Raw genomic sequence first — 13,169 nt, 5'->3', positions numbered from 1 at the left:
AATCGTTCTGCGGCGTCAGGGCCTGTAACGACTGGACTCAGACCTCGTGGACGCTTCACCCGAACCCCGACACTGTGGAGGACAGCACAATCAGCAAAACGGGCACGACGCCGACCAACATGAAAGCGGGAAGGATGCAGAGCCCGAGCGGAATCATGAGCCGGGTGCCCAGGGCGGCCGCGGCACGCTGTGCTTCTGACCGGGCATCGCGCCGCAATCGCGAGGCCTCACCGATCAGGAGTTCTGCGGCCGGGATCCCGGCCGCGCGCGAGAGCGCAAGGACATCCTCGATGGCCGCCGCCGTGTTCTCATCACCGGTTCGGTGGGTGACCCGGGTGATACTCCGGCGCCGCGACGCCACCCGGCCGGCAGAACTCGACTCCGTCCCCACATTCGCATCCGCATCCGCATCCGCATAGGCATCCGCATCGGCAGCGGCAGCGGCAGCCCCGTCGACTGAGCGCGCCGGGGCATCCGTAGTACTCAGACCACATTTTTCGAGCGCCTCGCTCACCGCGGATCGAGAGCGCTGGACGGACGCACCCGACGACAACGCGATGGCCAGCAGGTCGATTTCGAGTCCGGGTGCGCTCGTAACAGGGAGCGCCCGGTTCACCATCCGGTTCGACCACCGCCACGAGAGGACGGTGAGGATGCTGCCTGCCACCAGACACACGAGACCGGGCGTCGTTGTGAACAACGTGCCGAAGGTGTCGAAGCCGAGCACCGAACCAAAGAGAAGGCCGACAGCCGGTAGGACGGTCACGAACCTCGAGGTGACCCTGGGGCCAGCGAGAGCGGCATCGATGTCGCGTTGCGCCTGGCCGAGCGCGAGTTGTGACCGGGCCAGTTGGGTCAGGCACGGCGCCAGCCGCGCGCCGGTCCCGATGGCGACGGCCCATGCTGCTGCGACGGCCCGCCAGGCGTGGCCGTCCGGTCCCTCCGGCGACGCCTCGACGATCGCTGTCGGCACGTCGATGCCGTCCCTGGCAGCCAGTGCGGCAGCCGCGACTACCTCGGGGACGGGATCGGCGCCGGGAGGGCCTGTGGCGCGCGCCTGGGACTCCGCGAGGTACTGCCATGCCGCTGCGGGCGTGACTCCGGCACCGAGCAGCACGGCCAGTCGCTCGGTGATCGCCGCGATGCGTTCAACCCCCGGCGTCGGGTCTGTCACGCGGGCACCTCACTGATGGTGAGCCGCCCGCCTTCATCGAGGGCAAAACGCCCCTGACGTGCGACCCGACGCACCCCATCGACTCGCTCCAGGTGGATGACCAGACCGATGGCGCTCACCGTTTGCCTGGCGACGGCATCCGTTGTCATTCCCGCAAGGGCGCCAAGAGCCTCGATCCGTGCAGGAACATCCGCCAGCGAGTTGGCGTGGAGTGTGCCGGCGCCGCCGTCGTGGCCCGTGTTCAGGGCGGCGAGCAATTCGCGCACCTCCGCACCCCGGCACTCCCCCACCACCAGCCGGTCGGGGCGCATCCTCAGCGCCTCCCTGACGAGTCGGTCCATGCTGATCGCACCGGCGCCCTCCAGATTGGGCTGCCTCGATTCGAGCGAGACGAAGTGAGGGTGGTTCACCCCGAGTTCAGCGACGTCTTCGATGGCGACGATGCGTTCACTCGGGGGTGCGCTCGCGAGCATCGCACCGAGCAACGTGGTCTTACCCGTGCCTGCCGCGCCGGTGAGGAGGAGGTTGGTGCGCTCCCTGACCGCCGTGGCGAGTTCGAGAGCCGTGGCGCTGTCGAACATGCCCGCCGCACCCAGCTCGGTGAGATCCAGCCGCCGCACCTGGGGCACGCGGATGCTGACCAGGGTTCCTGAGACCGAAACCGGTGGCAGGACGGCGTGCACCCTCACGCCCCCGGGCAGCCTGACGTCGACGCATGGCGTTGCCTCGTCGATATGGCGCCCGCCGAGCCCGATCAACCGCACCGCGAGATCGCGAACCTCTCGCTCGGTGAGCGTCAGGGTCCCGTCTCTCTGGAGCCCGTCGCCGCGGTCGACCCACAGGCCACCGCGCTCACCGTTAATAAAGACGTCGGTGACCGCGTCCTCAACCAGAAACCCTCCGAGCGCACCGAATTCGGCAGCCAGGCTCAGTCGGAGGCGGGCTGCTGTTGCAGCCGGCCCAGCTCGACTAGGCGGCCCAGCTCGGCCGGCCGCGGATCGCGGGCCAGCCGGGCCGCCGACGTCGGGGGACGCGTCGACGAGCCCGACTGGGGCTTCACGTGGACCGTCGGGGCGCGCCAGACGGACGGGAACCGTCACCGCAGTCGAAACGCTCGGCCACTGCGGGCTTAGCCGACCCGGACCACGCTGAGTCGCGGCGCCCGACGGAACGAAACGATCTTTCGCAACTACGGCCCCGGTCGAGCCCGCCTGACCCTCCGTGTCGTCGGAACGGGAGCCGACGACGGGAGGAGGAGGGGTGCCCGTGGCGTACCCGGCAAGTTCAGTCGGAGCGGCGACGAATCGAGTATTCATACCGGAACTCTAGTGACGGCGGGTCACCGGTGTGGCTGGCGCGAGACACCTGTGGAAAGCTCACACGAGCGCCATGGCTGTGGAGGAACCGGGCGAATGGACGGCTCAGCGGTGCCCGGTGAAAATGAGAGCAGCGGCATCCATCGGGGGAAATGGATGCCGCCACTGGCGGCGCTGGACTGGGGGATAATCCGCACGCCGCATGATCGAATTTGTGAATTCGGCCGAGGCCCAGTGTACGCGGAATAGGTCCGCGCGCAAGCGGTAAAGGCCTCCAAAGTCCCCCAAAGGGTGGACCGCCCATTCCTGCCCCATTTTGCGCTCCCGCCCACCGGGGATCATTCGCGGTACAGTCTGTATGAGTTACACAGAAGTGACCCGGACCACGCGTCGCAAAGGAGCGAGTACCCACAACATGAATCCTCAAATCGACAACCTCCTGCATGAAACCCGCAAGTTTCCTCCGAGCGAAGAATTTTCGCAAAATGCTGTCGCCACTGCCGCGCTCTACGACGAAGCCAAGGCCGATCGACTCGAGTTCTGGGCACGGCAGGCTCGTGAGTTGCTTCACTGGAACACCCCGTTCACTCGGACCCTCGACTGGACCAATCCCCCATTCGCCAAGTGGTTCGACGACGGCCAGCTCAACGTGGCCTACAACTGCCTCGACCGGCACGTCGAAGCCGGCAACGGCGACCGCGTCGCGTTCCACTGGGAGGGCGAGCAGGGTGACAACCGCACTGTGACCTACGCCGAGCTGACCGAAGAGGTCAAGCGCGCAGCGAACGTCCTCGCCGGGCTCGGCATTGGCCAGGGTGACCGGGTCGCGATCTACCTGCCCATGATCCCGGAGGCGGTCATCTCGATGCTCGCCGTCGCGCGGCTCGGTGCCGTGCACTCGGTGATCTTCGGCGGATTCAGCGCCGACAGCATCCGTTCTCGCGTTGACGACGCGAGCGCGAAGCTCGTCATCACCGCCGACGGCGGCTGGCGCAAGGGCAAGGTCAGTGCGCTGAAGCCCGCTGTGGATGCCGCGCTCGAGGCACGCGGTGACCTCGGCCCGCAGGAGACGGTCACCAACGTGCTCGTGGTCAAGCGCGGCGAGAACGAGGTCGACTGGACCGACCGCGACCTCTGGTGGCACGAGGAAATGGCGAAAGCGGAGTCCGAACACGAGGCGCAGCCGTTCCCGGCCGAGAACCCGTTGTTCATCCTCTACACCTCGGGCACAACTGGGAAGCCGAAGGGCATCCTGCACACCTCGGGTGGGTACCTCACCCAGTCCACGTTCACCCACAAGATGGTGTTCGACCTCAAGCCAGAGTCAGACGTGTACTGGTGCACCGCCGACGTCGGCTGGATCACCGGCCACAGCTACGTCGTCTACGGCCCGCTCGCGAACGGCACGACGCAGGTGCTGTATGAGGGCACTCCTGATACACCGCACCCCGGTCGCTGGTGGGAAATCATCGAGAAGTACAAGGTGACGACCTTTTATACCGCGCCCACCGCCATCCGTTCGTTCATGAAGCTTGGCCGGAAGATCCCGAAGAAATTCGATCTGTCGTCGATCCGCCTGTTGGGCAGCGTCGGCGAACCCATCAACCCCGAAGCGTGGATGTGGTACCGCAAGGTCATCGGCGACAAGCTGGCGCCGATCGTTGACACGTGGTGGCAGACGGAGACCGGGGCGATCATGATCTCAGCGCTGCCCGGCGTGACGGAGACGAAGCCCGGTAGTGCTCAGGTGCCGATCCCGGGAATCTCGATCGATGTCGTCGACGACGACGGATCGCATGTCGGCAGCGGCAACGGCGGACTGCTCGTGGTCACCGAGCCATGGCCGTCGATGCTCCGCGGCATCTGGGGGGACCCAGAGCGGTTCAAGGAGACCTACTGGGAGAAGTTCGGCGACAAGAACCTGTACTTCGCCGGCGATGGCGCCCGGCTGGACGACGACGGCGACATCTGGCTGCTCGGACGCGTCGATGACGTGATGAACATCTCCGGGCACCGACTCTCGACCGCTGAGATCGAGTCCGCGCTCGTGGCCCACGCGTTCACCGCTGAAGCTGCCGTGGTCGGCGCCCACGACGACACGACGGGGCAGGCCGTTGTCGCCTTCGTCATCATCAAGGAGAGCATGCTCGAGGAGTCTGCCGCCGTCGAGGACATCGCCGCTGTGCTGAGGTTGCACGTTGGTGAGCAGATCGGACCCATCGCGCGGCCCCGCGACGTCTTCGTCGTCAACGAGCTGCCCAAGACCCGCTCGGGCAAGATCATGCGGCGCCTGCTGCGCGATGTCGCCGAGGGCCGCGACATTGGTGACACGACGACGCTCGCCGACACCACGGTGATGCAGATCATCACGGGGCAGGTGACGGCGAAGTAGCCGCTACCGCGTCAGCCCGGAACGACGGCGCGAGACAAGGACAACGGCCCGAGATAAGGATGAAAGCTCCCACTTCATCCTTATCTCGGGCCGAATTCCTTATGTCGAGCCCTATAGGTGGAGCGGAGCCTGAGCTCAGGTCGAGGCGACGGCCGGCAGAAGGTGCAGCCCCTGCGCCATCGCCGCAAGAATGGTCTGCTCAACGTATTCCCAGTCGTACATGACCCGGTAATAGTCGAACCGGAGAACGATATAACCCAGCAGCACGAGACGAGCGTCCTGGGCCAGGTCCCGACGACGCCGTTGCGGGTCTGAATGGGGGCCGTAGCCATCAATTTGGAGCACAAGCCGGTCGCCAATAAGGCCGTCTACCGGGTGCCCGTCTATGACGACCTGTTGCCGCATGACGATCCCCCGCCGTTCAAGCCGAACGCGGGGAAGCGTTTCAATCCCAGAGTCGCTGAACTCAGTCGTCGCTTTCACGAGCCTGCGAAACGCTTTCGACCGTCGGTTCCAGCGGGCTAATTGCGCGTGGGTTACCAGCTCGGCCCGGACTGCAGAGTCGAAGACCACTATCGCCTTCTCGAACGGTTGGCAGTCGGCGACGTGGCCAAGCACGTTCTCAAGCGGCTCGACCAGAACGAACCTGTCGGACGGGATCACCGGCCGGCCCCAATGCAGCCGTAACTCGGGAGCCGACCTTACGACAGAGTTTCGCTGCACCGACAGATGCGTGCGGCCATCATCGATGGTCCACAAGCCCTGCTGGCGAGCGGCAGAAATGCACGTGAGGCGAGCCCCAAGTCGAGCAGCCGTGAGCATGGGCTCCTGGCACGTCCTTGTGTAAAGCCATTGGCGTCGAACGACGCGCACACGGCCGGCGTGCAGCGCGTTTGTGACCACGTACGCAGTGAAGCCCGCAGACAGGGCATCTGCACGGTGTGCAATACCGTTTCGAGCGTTGAGCCAGCCTTCAAGATCCATATCCCAACCCTGCGGGACGCATCCCCAGGCACGCCGGCCAGGGCAGATTCGTGGCCAACCCACGACCAGAAGCGGGCTGTTGAGGAGTCGCAGGCCACCGCTCTCAGGAACGGGGGGTGAGCGCCAGACAAGGAAAAAAGCGCCAGATAAGGATGCCGCTGCCCACGGCATCCTTATCTCGGCGCTTTGTCCTTATCTCACGAGGGCAACCCGAGGCGACTACGCGAACGCGAGAATCAGCTCCACCTCGACCGGCGCATCCAGGGGCAGCACGGCGACGCCCACGGCCGACCGCGCGTGGATCCCCGACTCACCGAAGATCTCGCCGAGCAGGTTCGACGCACCGTTGATGACACCCGGCTGCCCCGTGAACGCGGGGTCGGATGCCACGAACCCGGTCACCTTCACCACCTGGGTGACGCGGTCGAGTGAGCCGATCACGCTCTCGGCAGCGGCAAGCGCGTTGAGCGCACAGGTCGCCGCGTACGACTGGGCATCCTCAGCGGACACGGACGCGCCGACCTTGCCGGTCGCGGGCAGGGCGCCGTCGACAAACGGAAGCTGCCCCGAGGTGTACACGAGGTTTCCCTGCACGACGGCAGGCACGTAGGCGGCGACGGGCGCCGCAACGGGCGGAAGCGTGAAGCCGAGTTCAGCGAGCCGGTCGGCGATGCGCGACACTAGCTCGCCTCGGCGATCGGGCGCTTGAGGTACGCAACGAGGCCACCCTCCGGCCCGTTGACAACCTGGACGAGCTCCCAGCCGTCCGATCCCCAGTTGTTGAGAATCGCGGCGGTGTTGTGAATCATGAGGGGGGTCGTGAGGTACTCCCAGCGAGGCATGTTTATCCTTTTGTGTCGGTGCGAATCGCGACGGCGGGATGCCGGGACATACCGGCACAGCGGCACACCACGGACCCACCAGAGCACCCATTAAGGCGCTTTTACAGATTTGTCGCTTAAAGTGATCCTATGCCTGAACAAAAACGCACGGCTAGTGGTGTGCTCGGGGGCTTCCTCGGGTTCATCGGACTAAGTGTCGCTGCCGGAATACTCGTTACCGCTGCCGTCACGCCCGCACTTGCCGTCACCGGCATGACCGCCAACAGCACGATTGGCGTCTTCAACGAGCTCCCCGACTACCTCAAGGTAGGCCAGTCGATGGAGAAGACCAACATTTACGCCACGGCGTCCGACGGCAGCACTCCCCTGCTCGCCTCGTTCTACGACCAGAACCGCGAAGAGGTCACGAGCGACCAGGTGTCGCAGTTCGCGAAGGACGCAGCGGTCGCAGCAGAGGACCCGCGCTTCTTCGAGCACGGCGGCGTCGACATGATCGGAACCGCGCGGGCTATCTTCAAGACCTACGTGGTCGGCGGCCAGACACAGGGTGGATCGACCATCACCCAGCAGTACGTGAAGAACGTCCTCATCCAGCAGTGCGAGGTCGAATCGGCCTCCCAGGAAGACCTCAACGCGTGCGCGGATGAGGCCACGAAGGCATCGGGCGCCGACGGCGCAGCCCGCAAGCTCAAGGAGATGCGGCTCGCGATCGGCGTTGAGAAGGACTACTCGAAAGACGACATCCTCCTCGGCTACCTGAACATCGCCAACTTCGGCGCCCGCACCTACGGCATCCAGGCTGCCGCCAAGTACTACTTCAGCGTCAACGCCATCGACCTCAACGTCGAGCAGGCAGCGACCCTCATCGCCATGGTCAACAACCCGAACAACCTTCGGATCGACAAGCCGGCCAACGAAGTCAACGGCGCAGCCGATGGTTACTCGAAGACCAAAATCCGTCGCGACTACGTGCTCAACGACATGCTCGAGCACGGCAAGATCACCGCAGAGCAGCACGCTGCGGCCATCGCGGCCGTCATCACACCAGCCATCACGCAGCCAAGCACCGGATGCCAGACGGCAGGCAACGCTGCCTACTTCTGTGACTACGTGACCTGGATCGTCAAGCAGGACGCAGCATTCGGCGCAACGCCGGAAGAACGCGCCGCAGCCCTTCGCCGCGGTGGACTCCAGATCTACACGACGCTCGACCTCGACATCCAGGCCGCAAGCCAGGCGTCGATCGATGCAGCGATCCCTCACACGATGGCCCGCACCAACATCGGCGCCGCGGCGTCGACCGTGCAGCCGGGAACCGGTCGCGTGCTGGCCATGGCCCAGAACAAGACGTTCAGCAACGACAAGGCACTGACCGCCACGAGCAACGCGTACACCTCGGTGAACTACAACACCGATAAGGCATACGGCGGCTCGTCCGGGTTCCAGATGGGATCGACCTTCAAGTCCTTCATTCTCCTCGACTGGTTGAAAGAGGGCCACTCACTCAACGAGTCGGTGAACGGAGAGAGGCGAACCTTCACCAAGTGGAAGGACAGCTGCACCGGAAACTACACGAAGGCGTACAACCCCAAGAACTACGACGGCTCGAGCTCTGGCTCCATTACACCCATCGACGCCACGCGCCGCTCGGTGAACACGGCGTTCGTCGCCATGGCTCAGAAGCTCGACATGTGCTCCATCTTCCAGGGCGCAGAGGCCATGGGTGTGCACCGCGCAGACGGCAAGCCGCTTGAGGCCTACCCCGGCACCCTGCTCGGCGCCAACGAAGTGGCCCCGCTTTCCGTTGCAACCGGAATCGCCGGCATCGCCGCATCAGGTCTCACCTGCTCGCCGATCGCCATCGACAAGGTCTTCGGCCCGGACGGCGCCGAGATTCCGGCACCCAAGAGCACGTGCACGCAGGCGGTGACCCCCGAGGTTGCCAACGCTGCGACGTTTGCGATGGAGACAGTGTTCAAGGCCGGTGGCACCGCAGCTCGGGCAGCGGTACCCGGCGCTCCTCTGATGGGCAAGACGGGTACCGCCGATGAGGCCAGGCACTCCTGGGTCACCGGTGGCACCAGCGAGGCCATCACCTCCCTCTGGATCGGCAACGTGTCCGGAACGTCCAACATGTACAACGTTCGCGTGAATAAGGGCCAGTCTGGCTTCAGCGCGAAATTCGGTGTCTTCGCTGGCATCCTCAAGTCGTCGATCGCGAAGTACGGCGGAGAGGAATTCCCGAACCCGTCAGACTCGCTGATCAAGGCCAAGCGCGTCGCGGTCCCCGAGGTCGCTGGCCAGTCGGTTGAAGCCGCATCGGCGATCCTCGAGAAGTCCGGCTTCGCCGTCCAGGTCGGCAGCCCGGTCGACTCGAGCGTGGGCGCAGGCCTCGTCGCGTCCACCGATCCCGCCGCTGGCTCCGACGTCGCCACGGGTTCGACGATCACCCTGCACCCGAGCACGGGCGTCGCTCCGCTCAAGGTCCCGAACGTCGTTCAGGCCGACCCGGAAGCGGCCAAGGAGACCCTTGAGGACGTCGGGTACGAGGTCGCCGCGGAGTGTGCGGCGGATCCGAAGGCCCCACCGGGCAAGGGCGTGGTCTCGAAGCAGACCCCAGCGGCTGATTCCACCCTGGCTGCTGGTCAGACCGTGACCATCACCGTGACACGACAGAACTGCGATTGAGCCGGTCAGCTCAGCGCGCGACCAGCAGGGTCGGGGCAGCCTTCGGCGCCCTGGCCCTGATTGGTGCCGCCACTTTCGCGTGGGGCTCACTCGTCGAACGCAAGCGGTTCACGCTGCGTGAGGAGACTGTTCCTGCGCTGCCCAAGGGCGCAGCATCCGTCACGATTCTCCACCTCTCCGACCTGCACATGGCCCCGTGGCAGCGCGATAAGCAGGCCTGGGTACGCGAACTCGCGAAGCTCAACCCTGACCTCATCGTCGATACCGGCGACAACCTCGGGCACGAAGACGGCATCCCGGGTATCGAGCGTGCCTTTGCCGACTTCGGTGGCGTGCCGGGACTGTACGTCAACGGATCCAACGACTACTACGGCCCGATGCGCAAGAGCTGGCTCAAGTACTTCCAGGGGCCGTCATCGAACGGATCTGCGCCACACAAGCGCCAGCGCAACCTCGACACCGCGCGCCTCGAATCCTTCTTCACGGATGCCCTGGGCTGGCAGTCCCTGAACAACGCGGTTGGCACCGTCACGCTCAAGGGCACCACGTTCAACGTCTTCGGCGTCGACGACCCGCACATCGGCGCCGACCGTCTCGACCTCCTGACTGGCCTCCTCGACGCGCAGAACGATGACGAGAGCTTCGGCGGCACGGGGACCAACCCTGACAACGTCGTGCACATCGGAGTTGCCCACGCGCCGTACCAGCGCGTGCTTAACTCGTTTGTGAACCACGGTGCCGACCTCATCCTCGCCGGCCACACGCACGGCGGCCAGGTCTGCCTGCCGCGGTTCGGTGCGCTCGTCACCAACTGCGACATTCCACGCGAGCAGGTCAAGGGCCTGAGCCTGTGGCGTCATGCCTTCCGGTCGGCCTTCCTGCACGTGAGCGCTGGCCTCGGCACGTCGATTTACGCGCCGGTGCGGTTTGCCTGCCCGCCAGAGGCGACCCTGCTCACCCTCGTCGCCCGCGACTAGGCGAACGCAGCCCCGAGAAGGAAATAGCGCAGAGAAGGAAATAGCGCCGAGATAAGGACAAGCCGGCCACCGGCATCCTTGCCTCGGCGCTATTTCCTTATGTCGGCGCTGCCGACACACCCGAGCAACAAAAAAGCCGCCCGGTTCTGTAAGAACCGAACGGCTTATCTGTCGGGGTGGCGGGATTCGAACCCACGACCTCTTCGTCCCGAACGAAGCGCGCTACCAAGCTGCGCCACACCCCGATGGCCCAAGGGCCTCACTAAGGATAGCCGATATTTGACGGCCCCGATGACGCGGCCGTGACGCGACCGTCACCGCGAGCGTTACCCGCGGCGCTGGCGACGCACGACGTAGGCTCCGGTGAGGGCGAGCGCCCCGACGAGAAGCATCCCGCCGCCGAGCCAGACCGGAGTGAGGTCCGCGCCGGTGTGCGGAAGCGCGCCGTCGGCGGCGGGCGTGCAGGATGCCGTCAGGCTGAACAGCAGCGGCCCGCGGGCGGGGCTGACCGTGCCCGTTGTCGTGAGTTCAAAGCTCCCACTCGTGCGCGCCTCGTTCATGATGGTGAGAACGAGGCTGCCGTCGTCCTCGGCGGTGACCGTTGGAAAGGTCTTCGCCCTGAAGGCCGCAGGAGCGATCGAGATTGCGTCTTCATCTCCGCCGGTGATCGTGATCGTCACTGTCTCGCCCGGCTCGAAATAGCCCGGCTCGGCAACGTACCGGCCCTGGCACGCCGCAGCGTCGACCGCCGCCGCGTCGTCGGGCGGGTAACTCGCCGCTCCGGCCGCGGTCGGCAGGGACAGGGTCGCGGCTATGGCCAACACGGCTACCGCAATTGATCGAGGGACCACCTCACACACTCCTTAGGGTCGGGGCAGACCGGAGGGGCACGCTGATTTCGACGCACCCCTCCAAACCTGAGTGATCCTCACGTTAGCGTTCGGCGGGGCATCCGGTACGCCCCCGTTCGGGGTGAGCTAGTGCGACACCGGGAGTGCCTACGACGGATTCGATCTCAACAACCATGAAATCCACCGTCACGGCGACCGCCTCCCCCGGCGACACCTGCACGAACAGGGACACCACGGTTCGGCCTCCGTCATCCCGTGCGACCGTCGCAACCTTGTCATCCCCGCGGGTCGCCGCGTGCACCGAAGCGCCAGCGGGGAGCACGACGAGTACCTGCGTGCGGATGTCGCCGGCCACAACACCGAAGATCCCGTTCCCGGTGACGAGCGCCGACAGGCTGGTCGCGGCATCCGCCGGAGCAGCACTCGTCAGGGTCACCGTCGCCCGGTGATTTGCGCTCCCGCTCACCCGGGAGCAGCCCACCTCGGCAACCGCCTCAAGGTAGAGTCCCATCTTCGCGCCGGTCGCGTCGTTGAGGTAAATACCGACGGTCCCCTCCGAAGGCGGCGGTAACGAACCAGCGAGGCTCGTCTCCGCGAGCACCGCCTGCTCGGATGGGTCGGTACTGAACAGCAGGATGCGTCCCTCCGCGGCACCGTCTGCGACCGCGGAGAGAAGCGCCCGCTGATCGACGCCCTCCGACGTCAGAGCATCGAAGACGGCATCCGTCGCGTTCGCGAAGAACGCGTCCTGCGCGCGTGCATCCGGGATGTCGCGGTACACATCGCTGAGCAGGACCCGGGCCGCGTTTGTGTCGTCCAGCGACACGCCGCCGGCCACCGACACCGGGCCGGTTGCCCCGAGAACCCGCTGCAGAACGAACGGATCGATGGCCACCGCGCCGTTGAATGTCATCCCGTAGACAGGTTCGGCCATAGCGATGGCAAGCTCGGCGGCCCGTGCAAAGTCGGGCGTGAGGTTGACGTTCATGATGTAGCGACCGAGAACCTCCCCGTAGAGGTTGGCCTCCGCGGTCGTCACCGGCAGAACCGGCTCGGCGAGCACCGGATAGTCATTGGTCGACTTCTGCTGCGACACGGTGAGGGAACCACCGGATGCCGTCAGCACCGCCGTCGCACCGACAAGACCCCCTGAGGAACGCAGTTCTGCATTGTTCTGCACGAGCAGCAGATAGTTGCGTGTCTCGGTGCCGCCGAGCATGCCCGGCAACAGGGCGGTCGCGCGATCGAGGGACGCAATGGTGTCAGCGGTGGACTCGACCAGCGCCGTGAGCTCGCCAACGGCATCACGAATAAACGGGAGCGTTGGGTCAGTCTCGATCTTTCGCGACGCGGCCCTGATCGGTTCAACCGCAGCTCGCGCCGCAGACACGGTGGGCGCGGCAGCCGCGAGGGGGGCCAGGTCGATCGTGGCCCCCGCGACCGGCGTGATCGCGAGATTGCCGACCGCGGGGATGAGCGGCCGGGCGACATCGGAGGCCAGGTGATCCACAACGGCGGCACCCTGCCGGACGGCGATCAGGTTGGCGCCCGCAAACGGTATGCGTTCCGCCACCGCCCAGATCGGGTCGCTCGTGAGCGCGACGGCTCGATTCGTGTGAACGATGAGCGTCGCCAGCGACGCCGTTGCGGCATCAGTGTCGCCGGCGACGACGTCATCCCGGACGACCGAGGCCACCGACCTGGCCGCACTGAGCTCCTCCGCGGCCGCGGTGCCGCGAAGCCCCACCCACAGGGCGGCAGCGAGAGCAGCGAGACCGCACACCAGGATCGCCACAAGCACTGCGGTGCGGATCGGGGCGCGGTGGGCTCGCTGTGCGGACATGACTTCCCGACGATGAGGCGGAACAGTTCCCGCAGCGGTGAACCAACATGATGAAAGCTCACTTTGAGCATAGGCTTCAGGTCAGAGGAGCGCATCGCGCCC

General features: G+C 65.7%; 10 protein-coding genes and 1 tRNA gene. 3 read left to right on the top strand and 8 right to left on the bottom strand.

The window, feature by feature from the left end; all coding sequences use genetic code 11:
• Positions 1–55: 55 nt before the first annotated feature.
• A complete protein-coding gene (locus AC1C2N_RS02640; RefSeq protein ID WP_495432771.1) occupies positions 56–1,174 on the bottom strand; it encodes a type II secretion system F family protein in 1,119 nt (372 codons plus the stop codon).
• Entirely contained in the window at positions 1,171–2,490 is a 1,320-nt protein-coding gene (locus tag AC1C2N_RS02635; protein WP_495432770.1) for a TadA family conjugal transfer-associated ATPase, read from the bottom strand. The genes AC1C2N_RS02640 and AC1C2N_RS02635 overlap by 4 nt, the downstream gene beginning before the upstream one ends.
• Positions 2,491–2,905: 415 nt before the next feature.
• Here AC1C2N_RS02635 and acs point away from each other — a divergent pair, with 415 nt between their 5' ends.
• Entirely contained in the window at positions 2,906–4,882 is a 1,977-nt protein-coding gene (acs, locus tag AC1C2N_RS02630; RefSeq protein ID WP_483405468.1) for an acetate--CoA ligase, read from the top strand.
• 135 nt (positions 4,883–5,017) lie between these two features.
• Here the strand turns inward: acs and AC1C2N_RS02625 are convergent, their stop codons facing one another.
• The 3 genes from AC1C2N_RS02625 to sp36 form a co-directional block, all read right to left on the bottom strand.
• Positions 5,018–5,866, bottom strand: a complete 849-nt coding sequence (locus AC1C2N_RS02625) for an endonuclease domain-containing protein (protein WP_483405467.1) — start codon at positions 5,864–5,866, stop codon at positions 5,018–5,020.
• 219 nt (positions 5,867–6,085) lie between these two features.
• Positions 6,086–6,547 carry a RidA family protein gene (locus AC1C2N_RS02620; RefSeq protein WP_495432769.1) on the bottom strand — a complete coding sequence of 154 codons (462 nt, stop codon included), beginning with the start codon at positions 6,545–6,547 and terminating at the stop codon, positions 6,086–6,088.
• A complete protein-coding gene (gene sp36 / locus AC1C2N_RS02615; protein WP_483405465.1) occupies positions 6,547–6,708 on the bottom strand; it encodes a Sp36 family protein in 162 nt (53 codons plus the stop codon). Before sp36 ends, AC1C2N_RS02620 begins: the two co-directional genes overlap by 1 nt.
• Before the next feature lie 129 nt (positions 6,709–6,837).
• On the opposite strand from sp36, the gene AC1C2N_RS02610 reads away from it, so the two are divergent.
• On the top strand, positions 6,838–9,396 hold the full coding sequence (locus AC1C2N_RS02610) for a transglycosylase domain-containing protein (RefSeq protein WP_495432768.1): 2,559 nt from the start codon (positions 6,838–6,840) through the stop codon (positions 9,394–9,396).
• Positions 9,393–10,373, top strand: coding sequence for a metallophosphoesterase (locus tag AC1C2N_RS02605; protein ID WP_495432767.1), 981 nt, complete (start codon positions 9,393–9,395; stop codon positions 10,371–10,373). The genes AC1C2N_RS02610 and AC1C2N_RS02605 overlap by 4 nt, the downstream gene beginning before the upstream one ends.
• 171 nt (positions 10,374–10,544) lie before the next feature.
• On the opposite strand, the gene AC1C2N_RS02600 is transcribed toward AC1C2N_RS02605, so the two are convergent.
• The 3 genes from AC1C2N_RS02600 to AC1C2N_RS02590 form a co-directional block, all read right to left on the bottom strand.
• Positions 10,545–10,618, bottom strand: a tRNA-Pro gene (locus tag AC1C2N_RS02600).
• Positions 10,619–10,699: 81 nt separating this feature from the next.
• On the bottom strand, positions 10,700–11,224 hold the full coding sequence (locus AC1C2N_RS02595) for a hypothetical protein (RefSeq protein WP_495432766.1): 525 nt from the start codon (positions 11,222–11,224) through the stop codon (positions 10,700–10,702).
• Positions 11,225–11,306: 82 nt separating this feature from the next.
• The gene (locus AC1C2N_RS02590; RefSeq protein ID WP_495432765.1) at positions 11,307–13,067 is read right to left on the bottom strand and encodes a DUF4012 domain-containing protein; all 1,761 of its coding nucleotides are present in this window, start codon (positions 13,065–13,067) and stop codon (positions 11,307–11,309) included.
• Positions 13,068–13,169: the final 102 nt, after the last annotated feature.

It is taken from the genome of Mycetocola sp. Y791 (genome assembly GCF_059445325.1).
The sequence above is the reverse complement of the archived record's forward strand: the minus strand, read 5'-3'. Positions and strand labels throughout refer to the sequence as shown.